This window comes from Candidatus Krumholzibacteriia bacterium (genome assembly GCA_035268685.1).
In the GTDB taxonomy this organism is placed as follows: Bacteria; Krumholzibacteriota; Krumholzibacteriia; order JAJRXK01; family JAJRXK01; genus JAJRXK01.
Map to the genome: position 1 here is coordinate 28,365 of DATFKK010000172.1, position 20,242 is coordinate 48,606.

A 20,242-nucleotide genomic window follows, 5' to 3' on the forward strand; every position below is an offset into this window, starting at 1 on the left:
CGCGCGAGGAGGAAACGTGGCCAGGATCTGCATGGTGGGAACCGGATACGTCGGACTGGTGTCCGGCGCGTGCTTCGCCGACTTCGGACACGAAGTCTGGTGCGTGGACATCAACGCCGACCGCATCGCCCGGCTCGAACGCGGCGAGATCCCCTTCTACGAACCGGGCCTCGACATCCTCGTCGAGAAGAACCACGGCAACGGGCGCCTGCACTTCACCACCGACCTGGCCACCGGCGTCGCCCCCGCCGAGGTGGTGATGATCGCCGTGCAGACCCCGCCCATGGAGAACGGCGAGGCCGACATGCAGTACGTGATGAAAGTCGGCCAGGACGTCGCCCGCCTGCTCGAGCCCGGGGAATACAAGGTGATCTGCACGAAGAGCACCGTTCCCGTGGGCACCGCACGCGAGCTGACGAAGATGATCGACTCCACCGCGAAGGAAGGCGTCGACTACGACGTCGCCAGCAACCCCGAGTTCCTGCGCGAGGGCAGCTCGATCGAGGACTTCATGCGCCCCGACCGCGTGGTGATCGGCACGAAGACCGAGCGCGCCGCCGAGCTCATGCAGTCGCTCTACCGCCCGCTCTACCTGCTCGACACCCCGATCGTCTCGACCGACCTCGAGACCAGCGAGCTGATCAAGTACGCCAGCAACGCCTACCTGGCGGTGAAGATCAGCTACATCAACGAGATGGCCGACCTGTGCGAGAAGCTCGGCGCTCGAGTCGACGTCCTCGCCAAGGCCATGGGCCTGGACGGACGCATCGGGAAGAAGTTCCTGCACGCCGGTCTGGGCTTCGGCGGAAGTTGCCTGCCGAAGGACACCAAGGCGATCGTGCAGATGGGCCGGGCCAACGAAACGCCCCTGCGCCTGATCGAGGGCGCGATGGGCGTGAACGACGAGCGCGCCCCGCGTGCGGTGGAGAAGCTCGAGGCCCTGGCGGGTTCGCTGCACGGCAAACGCGTCGCCCTCCTGGGCCTGGCCTTCAAGCCGAACACCGACGACGTGCGCGAGGCGCCGAGCCTCGGCCTGGTCGCGGCCCTGCGCGAACGCGGCGCCCACGTGGTGGCCTGTGATCCCGAGGCGGTCGAGACCTTCCTCATGCACGTGCCCGATCTCGAGATCGCCGACGGACCGTACGCCTGCATCGAGGGCGCCGACGCCGCTCTGCTGGTGACCGAGTGGAACCCCTACCGTGAACTGGACATGGAGAGGATCCGCGACGCGATGAAGGCGCCCGTCTTCATCGACTGCCGCAACGTCTACCCGCGCGATCGCATGGAGTCCCTGGGCTTCGCCTACGACAGCTTCGGACGATGAGCAGCCCCGCGGCGCGCGGAGGCCTGGCGACCAACGTGGTGACGGCGGCGTTGCCGCTGGTCGGCAGCTTCCTCGTGTCGCTCCTGCTCGCACCCTACGTGGGCGACGCGGGATTCGGCGTCTACTCGCTGGTCATGTCGGCGGCCACGCTGCTGCTGGTGGCCGCCAAGTTCGGTCTGCACACCGCGACCTCGCGTCTGGTCAGCGAGAACGACGACACCCCCGGTCCGTGGATCCGGGCCGGGCTCGCGTTGCGCCTGCCGCTCACCCTGGGGACGGCGATCGTCGCCGTGGTGGCCTCGCCGTGGATCGCACGGGGCCTGACCGGCACCGACGAGACGACGGTGGCCTTCGCCCTGGCCGGCGCGGTGATCGTCGGGGCCAGTCTGTTCGAGTTCGCGGGCGAGGTCCAGGTCGGCCTGCGGGCCTTCCGGCCGCAGATGTGGCTGCGCGTGGTCGCCCTCGTGCTACGCCTGGCCGCACTGGGACTCGTCCGGTGGTTCGGGGTGGGCGTCGAGTGGTTCCTGGCCGGCCACGCGCTGTCGCAGGCCCTGCCCTCGACGGTCGTGCTCGGGCGGCTGGTCCACTCGACGCGCGCACAGACCGTGGCCGGGGTCCGGACCCTGCGCCGCACCTGGGACCTGGCCCTGCCACTGGCCTTCTCTTCGGCCAGCTTCCTGATCTACGCCCACACCGACCGGCTGATGCTCGGTGCCTTCGACAGCGAGGCCGTGGTGGGGCAGTTCGCGGTGGCCCGCAACGTGATCGACGCGGCGATGTTCCCGGTCGTGGCCCTGACCTGGTCGTTGCGTCCGGCCTTCGTGCGGTCCCTGCGCCCCGGCGCCACCGAGTCGGTGGGTGCGGTCCTCGCCGAGGGACTGCGTCTGTCGGTCGTCTACGTCTGCGCCGGCGCGGCGTTGATGGCGGTGCTCGGCCCCGGCCTGTTGCGCGGACTCTACGGCGCGGAGTTCTCCGAGGCCGGCGCACTGCTGCTGTGGATGGTCCCGCTGTTGGCGCTGCGGGGTCTCGGCACGGTGATCTTCCCCCTGCTCGTGGCCGCGGACTCCCAGCGCGCCTACGCACGCCTCATGGGCTGGACGGCCGGCGTGAACGTTGCGGCGAACCTGGTGCTGATCCCGATCTTCGGGGCGATCGGGGCGGTGGCGAGCACCTTCCTGGCCCTCTTGCTGCTGACCGTGGGCGGGTTCCGCGAGGTCCGACGCGCGGCGGGATCGCTGCCGTGGGGCGAACGGGCGGGCTCGCACACCCGGGCCGTGGTCTCGAGCGGGCTGGCCGCAACGGCCGTCCTGCTTTGGGATCCCGAAGGACGCGGATTGGCGGTGACCACCGCCGCTGCCGTGATCGGCGTCGTCGTCCTCGCCCTGGTGAATCTCGGCCGCCCGCGGCGTCCCTTCCGCGGCGTCCGTCGACCCTGATGCGGACTTGACCGGCGGCGGCGGCGGGCGTACACATTTTCGATCGTCATACGCGCGGCGGACACCCGGTCTCGCCGCCACCTCCGGGCTTCGCTCGGTCGAAGCTCGCCCCGCGCGCGGAGCCAGGACGGTCCAGCCTTGCCGATCTCGACCACGGTCTTCGCGTTCAGCGTGGCCTGTCTGAGCGCCCTGTTGATCACGCCGGTCGTCCGGCGCGTCGCGGTGCGTCTGCGCTGGCGGGACCGGCCCGAGGGCGCCGCCCACAAGGAGCGCGAGTCGGCCCGGACCCACGCCGGCGGCATGGCCGTCCTGGCGGCCACCGGGATCGGTCTCTGGAGCATCCACGCCGCGTTCGAGGGCATCGGGGGCCGGCTCGAGCCGGTACTGCTGACCGTCGTCCCCGGAACCCTCCTCGTGGCCGGAGTCGGTCTCGTCGACGATCTGCGTGGCTGCCGTCCGATCGAGAAGCTCCTCGTGCAGATCGCCGCCGTGTCCGTGCTGGTGTCGAGCCAGGCCGTGCTGGGCCTGTCGGGGATCGTGGCCTGGACCATGCTCCCGGCCGCCGCGGCCGTGATCGCCCTGGGCCTGTGGATGGTCACCACCACCAATGCCGTCAACCTGGTCGACGGGATCGACGGGCTGGCCCCGGGCCTGGTCGCGCTGGGTGGATTCGGACTGGTGGTCCTGGCCGTGCGGGCCGGTGATCTGGGAACTGCCGCCATCGCCGGATCCTTCGCCGGAGCCGCGCTCGGTTTCCTGCGCAGCAACCGCTATCCGGCCAAGATCTACCTGGGTGACAGCGGCAGCATGATGTTCGGGTATCTCGTCGCGTCGGTGGGCGCGATCCTGATCGGCAGGGACCCGTCGCTGCGCACACTGCTCGCGGTGGCCCTCTGCGCCTGGGTCCCGTTGCTCGACACGCTGCTGGCCGTCCTGCGACGGGTCCGGAGCCGCGTGAGCCCCTTCCGCGCCGATCGGGACCACGTCCACCACCGTCTGGTGGCGGCGGGCTTGTCGATCCGGGCCGCTGCGGCGATCCTGTGGACCATCGGGTTCGTCGGCGTGGCCGCCGGGCTCGCGATCGCGTGGGGAGCGCCCCTGCTCCCGGCCCTCGGGGTCGTGGTGGTGGTCACCGCGCCATTGGCGCGTGTCGTGCTTCCTCTGCGCGTGACCGTGCGCCTCGACGATCCGCGTCGGGAACGGCTCGAGAGCGACACCCCCAGCGGTGTGGTCCCCGCGCCGCAGAACCGCGCCGCCTGATCGGATCCTCCTCGTCTGTCCATGAGCCACCAAGACTCCGATGACCGACCGCTGATCCTGGGCGTCGCTCCCCGCGGGCTGGCCCGGACCCAGGCGGAATCGCTGGCACGCTCGCTGGTCGAGCGGAAGTCGACCTTTCCCATCCACCTCGAGATCATCGGCGAGGACGACCCCGACGACACCGTTCTGCACGACGACCACATCGCCGAGAACCGCTCCGAGATCCGCCGACTGCACCGCCGACTGCGCGAAGGTGCCATCGACACGGTGATCCATCGCGGCTTCGACCTCCGCGGCGACGTGCCCGACGATCTCCGGATCCTGGCCGTGCTCGAGCGCGGCAAGCCCTACGAGGTCCTGGTGAGTCCGCACGGCGAGACGCTGGACCTGCTGGAGGACGACGCCCGTGTGGGCGTGGTCCACCTCCGCACACGCGCCCAGGTCATGGAGTACCGCCCCGAGCTCGCCACGGAACTGATCCGCGGCGACGCCGGCGACTGGCTCACGTCGCTGATCGACGGAACGGTCGACGCCCTGGTGGCGCCGGGGGCAGCGATCGAGCAGCTGGGCCTGCACGAACAGGTCAGCGAGATCTTCCCGCCCGAGATGCTGGTCCCGGCGGCCGGAGCCGGAGTGCTGCTGTGTCTCGGGCGTCGCGACGACGACCTCACCGCTGCGCGTCTGCAGGCGCTGCACGATGCGACGACCGCCGCCGAGTACGCGGCCGAATGCTCGTTGCTCGAAGCGCTGGGCGGACCGTGGGAGATGCCGATCGGAGCGCTGGCCCGATCGGGCGGTGACCGTCTCGTCGTGTACGCTGTGGTCGCGTCCCCCGACGGCGAACACGTCCTGCGCGAGGAACACGTCTCGGCACCGGACGACCCCTGTTCCTCGGGCATGGAGGCCGCAGCCCTGCTGCTCGCCCGCGGTGCCCAGGACGTGCTCGGGGGGACCTTCGAGGACGACGACGACACCGAACCGTGCACGATCGCGGGAAGCCTGCCGTCCTACGACGCCGAGTGGGAGATCGACGACGAAGACCCCGACGGCGGCCCCGAGACCGACCCCTGCTGATCGGTCTCGGCCACCCGGTCTCAGCCGACCGGACGGAGGGCCGGGAGCCGACGCGATCGCAGATCCACCGGCCGTTCCACGTCCATCGCCGCGAGACGCTCGGCCAGGCGCCGTTCGAAGACGTTGGCCAGATCGGGCCGTGCGAAGAGCGACGTGCCCACCTGCACCGCCGTCGCACCCGCCACGAAGAAGCGCAACACGTCGTCGAGCGACGAGATCCCGCCGATGCCGACGATGGGAATGCCGACCGCGTGGGCGACTTCCCAGACCTTGGCCAACGCCACGGGCAGGATCGCCGGCCCGCTGTAGCCGGCCGTGCCGCGCGGGAACACGGGCTCGCGCCGGTCGAGGTCGATCTCCATGCCGACGAGGGTGTTGATGCAGCTGATCGCATGGGCGCCGCCGGTCTCGGCCGCGCGGGCCAGATCCCCGATCGCCGTCACGTTCGGGGTGAGTTTCACCCACAGGGCACGATCGGCCGGGAGCGCACGTCGGGCATCGGCGGTGATCCGCTCGACCCGCGCCGGATCCCGCCCGAAGTCCAGGCCGCCCCGCGCGACGTTCGGGCAGCTCAGGTTGAGCTCGACCGCACTCCACCCCGGGTGTGCGGCGAGCTCGTCGATCATGGTCGTGAACTCGACCTCGTCGCGGGCGGCCAGCGACACCACCGTCGGCACGCGGTGTTCCCGCAGCACGGGGAGCTTCTGGCCGACGAAGGCGGCCAGCCCCACGTTCTCCAGACCGATCGAGTTGAGCATGCCGTGGCGCAGCTCGCACACCCGCGGCTGCGGATTGCCCGCTCGCGGCTCGACGGTGACGGTCTTCGTGACGATGCCGCCGAGGTCCGACGGGTCGCACAGGTCGAAGTACTCGATCCCGTAGCCCCAGGTGCCCGACGCGGTGAACACGGGGTTCCTCCACGTGACCGGTCCGGTGGTGACGCGCAGGTCGATGCTCATGCCGAGCACGCTCCGGGCTCGGCACGGTCGGTGTGGTCCTCGGGCAGGAAGCGGATCTGGTCGACGTCGAAGACCGGACCCTCCTTGCACACCGTGCGCATGCGCGGCTGGTCGGCGTGCTCGATCACACAGGCCCGACAGACGCCGGCGCCGCAGCCCATCTGCTCCTCGAGGCACACTCGGAGCGGGACACCGCGATCGCGGCACATCCGGGCCACGGCGTGCATCATCGGCGTGGGTCCGCAGGTGGCGACGATCGCGTCGGGCGTCGCGTCGAGCGCTTCCTCCAGGCCGAGCGTCACGAGTCCCAGACGCTGTCCTTCCAGGGGCTGCTCCTCGATCCACAACTGCCAGGGGCCGGCGGGCTCGTCGCCGAGCAGTTCCACGGGAAGGTCCGCCGGCGTGTGCGCGCCGAAGAGCGGGCGCGCTGCCGGCCCTCCCCGGCGTTTCAGTTCGCGCGCCAGACGGTAGAGGGGAACGATCCCCACGCCTCCGGCGACCAGGACCGACGGGCGACCCTCGAAATCGGCCAGGTCGAAGCCGTGGCCCAGAGGGCCGAAGATCCGCGCCGTCGCGCCCTCGCGGATCTGGGCCAGCTCCTTCGAGCCGCGGCCGGCGACCTTCACCAGCAGGTCCATGCGGTCGCCCACCACGTCGAGGATGCTGTAGGGCCGCGGCAGGACGTAGGCGTCGTCGTCGCCGGTGTGGACCATGGCGAACTGACCGGCCGTGACCGGTTCCTCGAGGTGGACCTCGAAACTCACGACGACGGTGTCCCGCGCGACCTCGCGGCGCGCGACGACCGGGCACTCGGCGAGGGTACGTGGCATCATCGGCCTCGTTCACGGGGGGTGAAGGCACCGGGACCGCCGTACTGCAGCGAACGCGTGGGCGCGAAGCGCGGATCGTCGGTCGCTCCCCCGCCGGGACCGGTCCCGGTCCCACCCGCTCCGATCTGACGCATGCGTGCCGCGACGAGGGCCTCCAGCTCCTCCTGCGTCCGCTCCTTGGCAGTGAGGAACTCCTCACCGGCCAGGCTGCGCGCCTGTGGCGACTCGGGGTAGTCCTCGCGCAGACGGGCGTACATCCGGTCGGCCCCTTCGGGATCGTCCATGTGCTCGGCCCGGATGTACCCGATGGCATAGGCCGCGGGCGGACCGAACTCGGTGTCGGCACCGAGCTCGAGGGCTCGCTCGTACCACGGAAGGGCATCGCCCGGGCGCTCGAACCCGAACAGGACGAGTTCACCCAGTTCGAAGGCCGCCTCGACGCGCTCGAGCGCCTCGGTGCTGTCGGCGGCGACGACTCCGCGCAGCTCCTCGTACTGCGCGAGCTGACTCTCGCGCACCTTCACGGGTGGTCCCCACTCCGCGCCGAGCCGCCGCGAGACCGCTGTCTCCAGCTTTTCGGCGAGTAGTTCGCTGTCGGGACCCCGTTCGCGGACCAGGTACTCGACGATCGTGTACCAGGCCTGGCCCTTGGCCTGCGACTGGCTGTCCTCCGCGCCGAGCACTTCGAGGGCCTCGATGCCCTCGTCGACGCGTCCCTGCTCGAGCAGGGTCCGCCCCTCGAGCAGGAAGGCCTCGTCGCGCTGGGACTGGTCCATCGCGAGATCCGAGAGCTCGACCACGAGTTCGGCGGCCTCCTCGGGACGACCCTCCTCGATCAGGGTCACCACGCGCAGGCGCTCCACCTCGAAGCGCTGCGCGTCGTTCAGGAGCTCGGGGTCGACGGCCGCCAGCTGTTCGAGCGCCTCGGGCCGCCGATCGAGCTCGAGCAGGATCCGCGCGAGCGACAGACGGGCCGACGACACCTCGGGACGATCGGGGTGTTGCTCCAGGAAGCGCCGGTAGTAGTCGATGGCCTGATCGTAGCGGCGGTCCTCGGCGTAGGCATCGCCGAGACGGTACAGGGCCTCGGCCGCGAAACGACCGTCGGGAAAGGATTCGCGCAGCCGCGCGAACCAGTCGAGACCGGCCTGCTCCTCGCCCCGGCCCAGATGGGCCAGGCTCTTGAGGTACATGGCCTCCTGGACGAACTCACTGTTCGGGAAGTTGGCGAGCAGGTTGTCGAGGTTCCGCAGGGCGTCCGACCACTCGTTCAGACGCAGGTAGGACTTGCCCATGAGGAAGAGCGCATCGTCGACGAGGTCGCTGTCGGGGTACTCGTCGAGCAGCATCTCCGACTTGCGGATGGCGCGCCGGTACTGGTTCCGCTGCTGTTGCGTCGGCCGGTCGCGTGGATCGACCTCCTCGCCCAGACGCTCGCCCTCCTCGAAGGCGGTCTCGGCATTGTAGAACAGGTTGAAGTAGGCGCAGCCCGCCGGGAACGACACCACGATCGCGATCAGTGCGACCGCGGCGAGCCATCCCTTCCGCTGCTTCGTCGATCTCAAGCCCTGGTGTCCACTCGTCTGGGGGGTCAGACCGCACCGCCCGCCGGCGTGGCCGTCTCCAGGTCGAAGGTCACGCGACCGGCCAGGAAGGTCGTGTGCACACGCCCGGTGAGCGCACGACCCAGCCACGGGCAGTTGCGTCCCTTGCTGCGAAGACCACCGGCGTGCGGGGTCCACGTGTCCTCGGGGTCGATCAGGGCGAAGTCGGCCGAACGGCCGGGTTCCAGGCTACCGCCCGGCTTCCCGAGGATACGGGCCGGGGCCGTCGACATCAACTCGACCAGACGCGGCAGGTCCAGCGGACCGCGCCGGACCAGCCGCTCGTGGGCGGCGGCGAAGGCGGTCTCCAGCCCGATGACGCCGAAGGGTGCGTGGGCGAAGGTGCGTTCCTTGTCGGTGCCCGTGTGCGGGGCGTGGTCGCTGGCGATCGCATCGATGGTGCCGTCGGCCAGGGCCTCGACCAGGGCCTCCTGGTCGGCGACGCTGCGCAGGGGCGGTTTCACCTTGAACGAGGTGTCGTAGTCGCGGCAGTCGGAGTCGGTGAAGAAGACGTGGTGCGGTGTGGTCTCGCAGGTGATCGCCAGGCCCTGCGCCCGGGCCCCGCGGATCAGCTCGACGCCGTCCCGCGTGCTGACGTGTGGAACGTGCAGCGGTGCGCCGGTCAGTCGCGCGAGTTCGATGTCACGGGCGATCGCGCTGACCTCGGCCGCCGACGGCAGGCCGACCAGCCCCAGACGGGTGCTCCAGGTCCCTTCGTGCATGGTGCCGTTGGGCGACAGCGAGGCGTCCTCGGGGTGACTGATCACCGGCACGCCCAGCGTTCGGATCGACTCCATGGCGTGGCGCATCAGCCCGCTGTCGCGCACCCACTGGACGTCGTCGGAGAAGGCCACCGCTCCGGCATCGAACAGGTCACCGTACTCGACCATCGACTCGCCCTTCATTCCCGCGGTCAGGGCCGCCACCGGATGCACGCGGCACCTGCCGGCCTCGGCACTGCGGACCAGCACGAGTTCGATGGCGCCCGGGGTGTCGGCGCACGGGTGTGTGTTCGGCATGGCCGTCGTGTCGGTGTACCCGCCCGCCGCGGCCGCCGCGCAACCGGTCGCGATGGTCTCGCGGTCCTCGTAGCCGGGCTCGCGCAGGTGGGCACGAAGGTCGAAGAATCCGGGGACGAGCGTCAGCCCCTCCCCGTTGCGCTGTTCGGCGCCTTCGACGGGCGCGAAGTCGGCGGGCAGATCGCCCAGGTCGCAGGCGACGATCTCGCCGTCGCGCGCCACCAGGTGACCGGTACCGTCGAGCTTCCGCGCCGGATCGATCAGGCGGGCCCCGGTGACGATGAGGGTTCGGTGGTCGCGGCGTTCCATTGTCTCGTGCCTCCGTCGTCGTCCGACGCTACAGATCCTGTCCGAGGCTCTCACGGACACCGCCGGAGAGCAGGTAGAGCACGGCCATGCGCACGGCCACGCCGTTGGTCACCTGTTCGAGGATCACCTGACGGTCGCCGTCGGCCACCGCACTGCTGATCTCGACATCGCGGTTCATGGGTCCGGGGTGCATGATGATGCACCCGGGCTTGGTGCGGGCGAGCATGCGGTCGTCGAGCCGGTAGGCGCGGGCGTACTCGCGGTTGCCCGGGAAGATCTGGTTCTCCTGCCGCTCCAGCTGGATCCGCAGGACGTTCACCGCATCGGCGTCTTCGATCGCCCGACCGAAGTCGTACTCGACGGTGCAGCCCAGACTCTCGATGTCGAGCGGCATCATCGGCGGCGGACCGCACACGGTGACACGGGCACCGAGCTTGTTCAGCCCCCACACGTTGCTGCGCGCCACGCGCGAGTGCGCGATGTCTCCGACGATGGTGACCTTCTTGCCCTCGAGCGAACCGAGCTTCTGCCGCATGGTCATCATGTCGAGCAGACCCTGCGTGGGGTGCTCGTGCATGCCGTCGCCGGCGTTGATCACGCTCGCCGGCACCCGCTCCGACAGGTAGCGCGCCGCGCCCGAGTCCGGGTGCCGCATGACGATCATGTCGACCTTCATGGCCAGGATGTTCTCAGCCGTGTCGCGCAGGGTCTCGCCCTTGGCCACCGAACTGCCGGAGGCACTGAAGTTCACCACGTCGGCACTGAGACGCTTCTCGGCCAGCTCGAAGCTGATCCGCGTGCGCGTGCTCGGCTCGAAGAACAGGTTGGTGATCGTCTTCGCCCGCAGGACCGGGACCTTGGGAATCGGGCGATCGAGGACCCGGCGGAAGCTCTCGGCCGTGTCGAGGATCTCGAGGATCTGCGCCGCGGTGTAGCTCTCGAGATCGAGCAGGTGCTTCTGCGCGAACATCAGGCCTTGTCTCCTTCGCCGGATTCGTCGTCGAGCAGCTCGCCGAGCACGACCTTCCGCGTCTCGTCGAAGTCCTCGACCATGACCTTGATCACCTCGCGCCGCGACGTGGGCACGTTCTTGCCCACGTAGTCGGCGCGGATGGGCAGCTCGCGGTGGCCGCGGTCGATCAGCACCGCCAGCTGGATCGCGCGCGCACGGCCGTAGTCCATGAGTTCGTTCATGGCCGCGCGCACGGTGCGGCCGGTGTAGAGCACGTCGTCGACCAGGACGACCGTCTTGTCGTTGATGTCGAAGGGCAGATCGGTCGACCCCACGCTCGGTGCGGGACCCATGGTCGACAGGTCGTCGCGGTAGAAGGTGATGTCGAGCGTTCCCAGCGGAACGTCGGTGCCCTCGATCCGCGTGATCGCGCGCTGGACGTCGCGGGCCAGGCTCACCCCCCGCCGCTGGATGCCGATGAGCACCACGTCGTCGGTCCCGTGGTTGCGCTCGATCACCTCGTGGGCGATGCGCGCCAGCGCGCGGTTCATGTCGGCGCTGTCGAGGAGCTGCGATTTCTCTCGGATCTGCATGGCGAACGTCCCGGACTGGATCCTCGGTGCGGGCTCAGGGGTCGGTACGGGGTCGGCCGTGGCGAGCGGGCAGAAAAAGACCCGCTACGCCTCGGAGGACGTGCGGGTGCGTGCGGCGATTCCGCGTTTCGGGCCGGTTCACGGCGCAACCCCTTCCGGACCTCACGGGATCCGTTTAAAGGTGTCGGATACGGGGCGCCGTCGGCGACGACGCTGGCGGGACCTTAGCCACTCCGGGGCGCTTCGGCAAGCCATGTCACGGAACCGGGCCTCAACGGCCCGGCCGGAGGGAGCGCAGGTGCTCCCGGGCCTCGTCGGCCAGGGCGCTGGTGGCGTCACGCTCGAGATAGGCCTCCCAGGCGGCCGCCGCCTCGTCGATCCGCCCGGCCCGCTCCAGGGCCAGCGCGTAGGTCCAGCGGGCGCGCAGGAACTCCGGATCGAAGGCCAGGGCGCGTTCGAGCGGACCGAGGGCGCGGGCGTCGTCGCCACCGTGCACGTAGGCGGCGGCGAGGCCGTAGAGGGCGTCGGGATCGTCGGGGCGTTCGTCCACCACGCGCCGCAGCTCCTCGGCGGCAGCCCGGGGTTCGCCCAGACGGATCAGGACCAGGCCCAGGTTGTAGCGCGCGTCGACGTAGTGCGGGGCGCGATCCAGGGCCCGCTCGAAGGCCTCGCGGGCTTCGACCCCGCGGCCGCGCTGCTGCATGGCCTCGACGCCGGCGTTGTACGAACCGCGCGCCGAGGCGACGGCGCGGACGAGTTCGAGGTCCTCGCTGCGCACGTCGATCCGCACCCGCTCGCCGGGCACCGGCGTCGAATCGGGCGCGCGGCCGTTGTCCCGCGCGATGCGCTCGGCGTAGCGGCCGTCCCCGTAGATCCGCGAGCTGATCGAGTCCCACGTGTCGCCGGCGCGGACCTCGAGCGCGGTGCTGCGGGCCACGGGTGGCTGCTCGTCGGCCGGATCGGTCGAGGGCAGACCCCGGGGGGGATCGGCGCAGCCCGCGACGAGGCCGAGCACCAGGGTGACGGCCACGAGGACGAGACGCGTCATGCCGCGCGTCTCCCCCGCAGCGGCTCGGGCCGGAACCCCGCGTTGCGCGTGCGGTAGGCCTCGAAGGCGGCCACCACCTCGTCGCGGTCGTTGGTCGCGAACACCCGCTTGCGCAGCTCGGCCACGCCCGGGCAGCCCTTGAGGTAGGCCGCGAAGTGGCGCTTCATGCGATTCATGCCCGTGCGCGGTCCCTTCAGCGCGATCTCGCGGTCCAGGTGGTCGACGAGCACCGTCACGACACGGTCGACATCGGGGTGCCGGTACTCCACACCACGGCGCACCGCGTCGATCTCCTCGAACACGAAGGGGTTGCCGATCGCAGCGCGAGCGATCATGACCGCGTCGCAATGGGTCTCGGACTTGATCCGGCGGTAGTCCTCGCCCGTCCACACGTCCCCGTTGCCGATCACGGGGACCTCGGCGACGTCCTTCATCCGGGCGATCGGGGTCCAATCGGCGACACCGGTGAACTTCTGGTCGCGCGTCCGGCCGTGCATGGTGATCGCGCAGGCCCCGGCCTCCTGCAGCATCTGCGTGGTCTCGAGGTAGTTCAGCGAGCCCTGGCTCCAGCCCAGGCGGGTCTTGGCCGTCACGGGCAACGCCGTGGCCTCCACCACCGCGCGGACGATGTCCTCCATGAGCGGCACGTTGCACAGCAGCGCCGAGCCGCCGTTCTTCTTCACGACCTTCTTCACCGGGCAGCCGAAGTTCAGGTCGATGATGTCGGGACCGAGTTTCTCGGCCTCGCGCGCGGCCTCGGCCATGCGCTCGGGATCGCTGCCGAAGAGCTGGATCCCCACGGGGTGCTCGTCCTCGGCCAGCTCGATGAGCTCGCGCGTGCTCTGGTTGCCGTGGACGACACCGTCGGCGCTGGCGAACTCGCAGAAGGTGACGTCGGCGCCGTGATCGCGGCAGACGGCGCGGAAGACGAGGTCGGTCACGCCGGCCATGGGCGAGAGCAGGACCTCGTCGTGCGCGTACAGCGCCCGCACTCGCGCGCGCTTCTCGGCGATGCGATTGCGCTGGAAGAAGTTCGCGTGGTCGACCATGGAGTCTCGGATCGGGGTCGGGGGGACCTGGGGCACGGGCCCGCGTGCGCGCCACAGCATATCCGAAACGCCCCGTCCCGCCGACCGGTTCCCGCCACCGGCTTCACGGGATCTTCACGAAAACCCCATCGAGAACTGCGGACAAGACCCGCCCGTGCGCTTTCGTGGCCTCGGGCCTCGTGCTAGCTTGCGCTGCCGACGAGTCCTGCCTCGACGCGCGGTCCGACCGGAGACCGTGGCCCGCAACGGTTCAGGGAGACACGCCTCCATGGTATCGGTCCTGCGGACGCTGCCGACCCTCGTGGTCGTGGCGACGGCCTGCGCGCTCGCTCTGCTGCCCGGTTGCAGCGAGGGCGAGCCCGACTGCGAGTGCTCGGTCGACCAGATCGACTTCCCCGTGGTCCAGTCGCGCGAGGACACCCTCACCGCCGAGTTCACCATCCGCAACACCGGCGACGGCGACAACCTGAGCTGGCGTCTGGAGAACCTGCCCGAGTTCGGCCTGCGCGTGCTCGAATCCCCTCTCTACTCGCTCGACGAGGGCGAAGAGGTCACCTACACGCTGCAGTTCGCGCCGCAGGACTCGATCGGCCCCACCGTGATCGACTACCGCGTGGGGATCGACGAGTGCGTGATCCGCGTGGGCGTCGAGGCCTTCGCGCCGCTGATCCCGGGCGCGTGCTGCACCGACAGCGGCTGCGTCGACGGCGTGCTGCCGCAGGAGTGCGAGGGCGAGCTGGGTGGGACCTTCCAGGGGCCGAACACCACCTGTGCCGACGTCACCTGCCCCCCGCCGATCTGCGCGGTGTCGACCGACTCGCTGGGGTGGGTGTCGACGATCGACGACCTGGTCGCCGGCAACACGGTCACCGAGACCGTCTGGGTGGCGAACGTGGGCGGCACGATCATGAACGGACGCTTCGCCCTGCCGGGCTGCAGCGGCCCGACCGTGCAACTACGCGGGCAGACTCCCTCGGACCCACTGGACTTCAGCGTGCTGCCGGGCGACACCGTCTACGCCGAGGTCGTCCTGACCGCGGGCACCTACGACTGCATCCTGTCGATCACGAGCGACGCTCCGGGCGATTCCTCCTGCAGTGACGTCCGGGTGACCGGGGTCCTCCAGTTCGAACCGAGCAACGGCCAGCGCCGCTGATCCCGAGCACGGATCACAGGTAGAGCGTGGAGTCGGCGGCGCCGATCAAGGCGATCGTCGTGGGCCAACCGATCACCTCGTCCACGATCGAGCCGTCGATCTCCGCCGGGTCCCGACCGATCAGCGCGAGGCTCGCACTGCAGGCGAGCACCCGTGCGCTTCCGCTCGAACGCGCGGCGCGCAGCAGTCGGGATGGCGCGCGCGTCCCCAGCTCCTCGGCCGTCTCCTCGAGCCGGCGGGCCTTCGACGTATCTCCGGAAGCGAGTTCGAAATCGTCGAGCCGGCCGTCGAGCAGCTTCTCGAGCGCGTCGAAGTAGAACACCAGATCCACGCGCCAGCCCGTCGACGCCGCCGTGGCGGCGGCGCTGGCCGCCTGGTAGAGGCGGTCCCAGCCACCGTCGTGACACAACAGCAACAGACGCTTCGGTTCGCCCACCGTCTACATCCGCGCGTAGTTCGGACCGCCCCCGCCCTCGGGCGTGATCCAGTCGATGATCTGGTAGGGGTCCATGATGTCGCAGGTCTTGCAGTGGACGCAGTTGCTGAAGTTGATCTGGAAGGTCTGCTGCCCCGGTTCCGACCCCGGTGTCCATTCGTAGACGTTCGCCGGGCAGAAGTGCTGGCACGGGTTGCCGTACTCGCGCGTGCAGCGGTCGTGGCAGATCGAGGTGTCGCGCACCACCAGGTGGCAGGGCTGGTTCTCCTCGTGTCCGGTGTCGGAGTGGTAGACCGAGGTGTTCTTGTCGAAACCCAGCTGGCCGTCGAACTCGCGTTCGGGGCGCGCGATGCCCTCGCCGTTCTCCGCTCCGACCGGACGGTACGACTTGCCGTAGTACTCCTCTACGGTCTTCATCCGTTCGTGGCCGGCTTCGGTGATCCAGGGATCCTTCAGGCCGCGGCCGCCGCTGACCATCTGCAGGCCGACGTGGGCCATGCCGCTGTAGAGACCGCCCTCGAAGGCCTGGTGGAAGTTGCGGGCGCCGAAGAGCTCTTCCTTCGCCCAACTGTTCTCGAACCGCTCGTGGTAGCCGCGGAGCACCGAGGCACTGGCGTCGCCGCGGACGAGGGCGTCGAAGGCCGTCTCGGCGGCGAGCATCCCGCTCTTCATGCCCAGGTGGATGCCCTTGAGGCGCATGCCGTTGAGGAAGCTGGCACTGTCGCCCACGACGAGCACGCCGTCGTGGTAGAGCTCGGGCATGGCGTAGTAGCCGCCCTCGGGGATGGTCGCCGCGCCGTACTTCAGCAGCTTGCCGCCCTCGAGCATCGACTTCACGCGCGGGTGCTGCTTCATCTCCTGCAGACGCGCGTGCGGATCGAGGAAGGGATCCTCGTAGTCGAGGCCGATCACCAGACCGGCGATCAGTTCGGTGGGACTCATCTGGTAGAAGAAGGCACCGCCGAACTCCTCGCTCTTCAGCGGCCAGCCCAGGGTGTGGATCACCGCGCCGGGCTTCATGCGACCCTCGGGGATCTCCCACAGCTCCTTGACGCCGATGGCGTAGACCTGCGGCTGACGGCCGTGCATGTCCAGATCCGCGAACATCTTCTTGCAGAGGCTGCCACGGGCGCCCTCGCCGACGATCGTGACCCTGGCCTTGATGTCGATGCCCGGTTCGTAGTTCGGGCGACGGTTGCCGTCGCGGTCGATCCCCTTGTCGCCGGTGCGCACGCCGACCACGCGCTGGGCGTCGTCGTAGAGCATCTCGGCACCGGGGAAGCCGGGAAAGATCTGCACGCCGAGCTCCATGACCTTCGGCGCGAGCCACTGGGTGACCTCGTTGAGACTGACCACGTACTTGCCCTGGTTCTTCAACGGAGGCGGAACGATGGGAGCGTCGAAGCCACCGCCCTCGGTCAGGTACCAGAGCGAGTCCTCGCTGACGGGGGTTCGGAAGGGCCCTCCCTCGTCGCGGAATCCCGGAATCAACTCGTCGAGCGCGCGCGGGTCCATGACGGCGCCGCTGAGAACGTGCTGGCCGATGTCCGCCGACTTCTCGATCATCACGATCATCGGCTCGATCGGAGTGTCGGCGCGCTCGTTGTGCTCCCGGATCATCGTGCCGAGGCGATACGCGGCCGCCAGGTTGGCGGGCCCCGCGCCGACGAAGAGGACGTCGACCTCGAGTGCTTCGCGGGCTTCTTCGTTCATGGTCCGCAGCTCTCGTCGATGGGGGCGCGGAAGAAGGTCATTGCGGGCAAGTCTAAGGCCCGGTTCGCACTACGGCAACCGAGGTACGGAGGAACGACGGCGTGGAGCATTCCGATCGATCGCTGCTGATCGCCGACGCGGTGCGCGTCTTCGGCGGCGCCGAGCGCTTCGTGCTCGACGCCGCGTGCGGTCTCGGCGAACTGGGCTGGCGGGTGACGGTCCTCGTCCATCCGGACACGCCCCTCGACCACCGCGCCCGCTCGCTCGGCCTCGAGGTGCACACCGCACGCACCCGCGCCAACGGGGCGCCGTGGACCGTGGCCCCCCTCGTGACATGGTTCCGCCGGCGTCGTTTCGACGCGGTGCTGAGCGTGTACGACAAGGACCTGCGCACGGCCGCCTGGGCCGCCCGTCTCGCGGGTCGCTCGACCGCGGTGATCCACAGTCGCGAGTGCGACACGCCGATCAAGGACCGTCCCTGGATCCGGGCCTTCCACCGTCGTGTCGCCGACCGCATCGTCGTCAACAGCGAAGCCACGCGCGCCACGACACTCACCTCCGCCCCCTGGCTCCCGGCCGAGCGCGTGGCCGTGGTTCCGAAGGGGATCGACGCCGACCGCTTCTCCGCCGCGTCCCGTGGAGCCGGCGATCGCGAAGCCGCCGTACTGGGCTTCGCCGGACAGCTCGTCGCGCGCAAGCGCGTCGACCTCCTGATCGACGCCGTCCGTGGACTGCCCGCCGGCACCCTGCTGAGGATCGCCGGCGACGGTCCGGAACGGTCCCGACTGCAGGAACGCGCGCGCGCCGCCGGCATCGACGCGCGCTTCGACGGGTTCGTCGAGGACCTGGCCGCCTGGTACCGCGAGGTCGACGTCTTCGTCCTGCCCTCGCGCGTGGAGGGATGGGGCTACGTGCTCGCCGAGGCCGCGGCGTCCGGCTGCGCGATCGTCGCCTTCGACAGCTCGAGCGTCCCCGAGGTCGTTCCCGCCGCATCGGGGGCATGCCTCGTCGAGTCCGACGACCACCTCGCCGCCGTGCTCCGCGACCTGCTCCGAGAGGGCCGGGACGGCTGGCGTACACGGGGCCTACGGCTCCGCGAACACGCGATCGAATGCCTGGGGCTCGACAGAATGCTCGGGAATCTGGAGAATGAGATCTTCGTCGCTGTTTCGAGTCGCCGCGGTGGACGCGCCGGGTGACCCCTTCGCGGAGTCGATGATGCGTGTTGCCGTGGTCCAGTTCTCCCCCCGCTTCGGTGAGGTCGACGCGAACCTCCGTCGGACCGAGGAACTGATCCAGGGACTCGACGCCGAGGTCGTCGTGTTGCCGGAGCTGTTCCAGACCGGATACCTGTTCACCCGTCGCGAAGAACTCCCTCGCCTGGCCGAACCGCTCGACGGTCCCACGCGGGATCTCGTGACGAGCTGGGCCCGCGATCTCGACGCGGCGATCGTCTACGGCTTCGCCGAGGCCACGCCGCAGGGCTGCTTCAACAGTGCCGCCCTGGTCGGCCCCGAGGGCTTGCTCTCGCACTACCGGAAGATCCACCTGTTCGATCGCGAGAAGCTCTGGTTCGAACCCGGCACCATGGGCTTCTCGGTGATCGAGTTCCGCGGTGTCCGCATGGGGATCATGGTCTGCTTCGACTGGCGCTTCCCCGAGGCCGCACGCAGTCTCGCCTTCCTGGGCGCCGATCTGATCGTCCACCCCAGCAACCTGGTCCTGCCTTGGTGTCCCGACGCCATGATCACCCGGGCCCTGGAGAACAACGTGTTCATCGCCACCAGCGACCGCTGGGGCGTCGAGGCCAAGGACGGCGTGGAGCTGCGCTTCATCGGACGCAGCCAGGTCGTGAGCCCGCGCGGGGAACGACTGGCCACGCTCGGCGAGGCGGAGGACGGCGTGATCGTCGTCGACATCGACCCGGCACTGGCCCGTGACAAGCAGGTGACCGAGCACAACCACCTGTACGGCGACCGTTCCCCGGCTCTGTACGTGGGCACGCCCCTGGAGCACTGAGAGCGGCCGTCCCTCGGCACGTCCGGCCTCGTTGAAAACGACCTTCGATGTCATCCGATGGTGCGGCTGCATCATTCGTGCTCGGGATCCGTGATCTCACTATTCCACAGTGTCGAGCCATGAAGAGAGCTCCCTATACTGCCCAGGCCAATGATGCAACCGCTCCACGACCTCGCCCGTGGAGCGAACCCGCCGACAGGAGGACGGGAATGTCCGGGCATCACGCCGGAACTCCAGTGCGTCGCCGACTCTGGACGCCGGCCTATCGCACCCTGACACTCGTAGGATTGATCGCCACGCTCATGGTCGCCGTTCGTTTCGGGACCGGTCTCGGACCCATGACGAACATGACCGACGTGTTCCCCTGGGGCACGTGGAAGGTCTTCAACGTGATCGTGCTGACCGCGTTGGGTTCGGGCGGCTACGCACTCGCTTTCGTGACCTACGTCATGAACCGCGGCCGCTACCATCCGCTGGTCCGGCACGGACTGTTGACCAGCGCCGTGGGATACACCATGGGCGCGATCTCGCTCGCCACCGACATCGGACGTCCCTGGAACATCTGGCGCGTCTTCGTCTACCCGCACGAGTGGAACCTCGACAGCGTGCTGCTCGAGGTCGCGATCTGCGTGACGCTGTACGTGGCCGTACTGTGGATCGAGCTGTCGCCCGCGATGTTCGAGGTGTGGCGGAACTCGGGCAAGAAGTGGCTGGCCGATCTGTCCGAGAAGGTCCTGCCCGTGCTCGAGAAGTCCATGCCCTGGGTGATCGGCCTCGGAATCCTCCTGCCGACCATGCATCAGAGCTCGCTCGGCTCGCTGTACCTGCTCGCCGGCCACAAGGTGCACCCGCTGTGGTACACGCCGATGATTCCGCTGCTGTTCCTCGTCAGCTGCTGGATCCTGGGCTACGCCATGGTGATCGGCACCTACATCCTCTTCAGCCGAAGGTACGGGCGTCCGACCTACGACGAGACGCTCACCAAGCTGGCGCACTTCATGGCCTACGTCATCCTGGCCTTCGGAGTGTTGCGCCTCGGTGATCTCTTCTGGCGCGATCAGTTCCTCCGCTTGTTCGACGGCAGCTGGCAGAGCTGGCTGGTGATCCTCGAGCTGGTGTTCGTGTTCGTGCCCGGACTGGCCATGCTCCTGGACAAGTCCCGGCGCGAACGGCCGTCGTGCATGTTCCGCATGTCCTTCTTCATCCTGGCCGGCGGCGCGCTCTACCGCATGAACGCCGGCTGGCTCGCCTTCGACGGCGGCATCGGTGCGGTGTACTTCCCGAGCGTCATGGAGCTCATCATGACCGTCGGGCTGATCGCCGTGCAGGGCACCATCTACCTCTTCATCGTGAAGGAGTTCCCGGTGCTCACCCGCCCACTCGAGAAGAAAGCGCAGGCCGAGGCCGCTGCGTAGGAATCTCCGCCCGGTGAACGCGCGGAAGGAGAAGAGGCGGTCCCGT

18 protein-coding genes are annotated in these 20,242 nt (G+C 69.4%); 8 read left to right on the plus strand and 10 right to left on the minus strand.

What is annotated here, in order from left to right; all coding sequences use genetic code 11:
- Nucleotides 1-16: 16 nt before the first annotated feature.
- The 4 genes from VKA86_16350 (at nucleotide 17) to VKA86_16365 (ending at nucleotide 5,094) form a co-directional block, all read left to right on the plus strand.
- The gene (locus VKA86_16350) at nucleotides 17-1,324 is read left to right on the plus strand and encodes a UDP-glucose/GDP-mannose dehydrogenase family protein (GenBank protein ID HKK72778.1); all 1,308 of its coding nucleotides are present in this window, start codon (nucleotides 17-19) and stop codon (nucleotides 1,322-1,324) included.
- On the plus strand, nucleotides 1,321-2,760 hold the full coding sequence (locus VKA86_16355) for a flippase (protein ID HKK72779.1): 1,440 nt from the start codon (nucleotides 1,321-1,323) through the stop codon (nucleotides 2,758-2,760). Before VKA86_16350 ends, VKA86_16355 begins: the two co-directional genes overlap by 4 nt.
- A gap of 138 nt (nucleotides 2,761-2,898) precedes the next feature.
- Nucleotides 2,899-4,020 (plus strand): MraY family glycosyltransferase, encoded by a 1,122-nt coding sequence (locus VKA86_16360; protein ID HKK72780.1) that lies wholly within the window; start codon nucleotides 2,899-2,901, stop codon nucleotides 4,018-4,020.
- A gap of 21 nt (nucleotides 4,021-4,041) precedes the next feature.
- Nucleotides 4,042-5,094: a hypothetical protein gene (locus VKA86_16365; protein HKK72781.1), complete on the plus strand. Its 1,053-nt coding sequence runs from the start codon at nucleotides 4,042-4,044 to the stop codon at nucleotides 5,092-5,094.
- A 20-nt stretch (nucleotides 5,095-5,114) separates the two neighbouring features.
- On the opposite strand, the gene VKA86_16370 is transcribed toward VKA86_16365, so the two are convergent.
- From VKA86_16370 to dusB, 8 genes are all read right to left on the minus strand, one after another.
- Nucleotides 5,115-6,053, minus strand: coding sequence for a dihydroorotate dehydrogenase (locus VKA86_16370; GenBank protein ID HKK72782.1), 939 nt, complete (start codon nucleotides 6,051-6,053; stop codon nucleotides 5,115-5,117).
- A complete protein-coding gene (locus VKA86_16375) occupies nucleotides 6,050-6,886 on the minus strand; it encodes an FAD-binding oxidoreductase (GenBank protein HKK72783.1) in 837 nt (278 codons plus the stop codon). The genes VKA86_16370 and VKA86_16375 overlap by 4 nt, the downstream gene beginning before the upstream one ends.
- Nucleotides 6,883-8,448: a tetratricopeptide repeat protein gene (locus tag VKA86_16380; GenBank protein HKK72784.1), complete on the minus strand. Its 1,566-nt coding sequence runs from the start codon at nucleotides 8,446-8,448 to the stop codon at nucleotides 6,883-6,885. Before VKA86_16380 ends, VKA86_16375 begins: the two co-directional genes overlap by 4 nt.
- A gap of 26 nt (nucleotides 8,449-8,474) precedes the next feature.
- The gene (locus tag VKA86_16385; protein HKK72785.1) at nucleotides 8,475-9,815 is read right to left on the minus strand and encodes a dihydroorotase; all 1,341 of its coding nucleotides are present in this window, start codon (nucleotides 9,813-9,815) and stop codon (nucleotides 8,475-8,477) included.
- 28 nt (nucleotides 9,816-9,843) lie between these two features.
- Nucleotides 9,844-10,788, minus strand: coding sequence for an aspartate carbamoyltransferase catalytic subunit (locus VKA86_16390; protein ID HKK72786.1), 945 nt, complete (start codon nucleotides 10,786-10,788; stop codon nucleotides 9,844-9,846).
- Complete coding sequence (gene pyrR, locus VKA86_16395; GenBank protein ID HKK72787.1) at nucleotides 10,785-11,354, minus strand: bifunctional pyr operon transcriptional regulator/uracil phosphoribosyltransferase PyrR; 570 nt, start codon at nucleotides 11,352-11,354, stop codon at nucleotides 10,785-10,787. The genes VKA86_16390 and pyrR overlap by 4 nt, the downstream gene beginning before the upstream one ends.
- A 277-nt stretch (nucleotides 11,355-11,631) precedes the next feature.
- Nucleotides 11,632-12,408 carry a tetratricopeptide repeat protein gene (locus VKA86_16400; protein HKK72788.1) on the minus strand — a complete coding sequence of 259 codons (777 nt, stop codon included), beginning with the start codon at nucleotides 12,406-12,408 and terminating at the stop codon, nucleotides 11,632-11,634.
- A complete protein-coding gene (dusB, locus tag VKA86_16405) occupies nucleotides 12,405-13,457 on the minus strand; it encodes a tRNA dihydrouridine synthase DusB (GenBank protein ID HKK72789.1) in 1,053 nt (350 codons plus the stop codon). The genes VKA86_16400 and dusB overlap by 4 nt, the downstream gene beginning before the upstream one ends.
- Before the next feature lie 268 nt (nucleotides 13,458-13,725).
- On the opposite strand from dusB, the gene VKA86_16410 reads away from it, so the two are divergent.
- Entirely contained in the window at nucleotides 13,726-14,613 is an 888-nt protein-coding gene (locus tag VKA86_16410) for a hypothetical protein (protein HKK72790.1), read from the plus strand.
- Nucleotides 14,614-14,626: 13 nt separating this feature from the next.
- On the opposite strand, the gene VKA86_16415 is transcribed toward VKA86_16410, so the two are convergent.
- Both VKA86_16415 and VKA86_16420 read right to left on the minus strand, forming a co-directional pair.
- The gene (locus VKA86_16415) at nucleotides 14,627-15,049 is read right to left on the minus strand and encodes a hypothetical protein (protein ID HKK72791.1); all 423 of its coding nucleotides are present in this window, start codon (nucleotides 15,047-15,049) and stop codon (nucleotides 14,627-14,629) included.
- A gap of 3 nt (nucleotides 15,050-15,052) precedes the next feature.
- Entirely contained in the window at nucleotides 15,053-16,762 is a 1,710-nt protein-coding gene (locus tag VKA86_16420) for an electron transfer flavoprotein-ubiquinone oxidoreductase (GenBank protein ID HKK72792.1), read from the minus strand.
- A gap of 101 nt (nucleotides 16,763-16,863) precedes the next feature.
- Between VKA86_16420 and VKA86_16425 the strand changes: the two genes are divergently transcribed.
- The 3 genes from VKA86_16425 to hybB all read left to right on the plus strand — a co-directional run bounded on the left by VKA86_16425 (nucleotide 16,864) and on the right by hybB (nucleotide 20,196).
- Nucleotides 16,864-17,961 (plus strand): glycosyltransferase family 4 protein, encoded by a 1,098-nt coding sequence (locus VKA86_16425; GenBank protein ID HKK72793.1) that lies wholly within the window; start codon nucleotides 16,864-16,866, stop codon nucleotides 17,959-17,961.
- A 16-nt stretch (nucleotides 17,962-17,977) separates the two neighbouring features.
- Complete coding sequence (locus tag VKA86_16430) at nucleotides 17,978-18,781, plus strand: nitrilase-related carbon-nitrogen hydrolase (GenBank protein HKK72794.1); 804 nt, start codon at nucleotides 17,978-17,980, stop codon at nucleotides 18,779-18,781.
- Between the two features lie 209 nt (nucleotides 18,782-18,990).
- The gene (hybB, locus tag VKA86_16435) at nucleotides 18,991-20,196 is read left to right on the plus strand and encodes a Ni/Fe-hydrogenase cytochrome b subunit (protein ID HKK72795.1); all 1,206 of its coding nucleotides are present in this window, start codon (nucleotides 18,991-18,993) and stop codon (nucleotides 20,194-20,196) included.
- The last annotated feature ends 46 nt before the right edge of the window (nucleotides 20,197-20,242 follow it).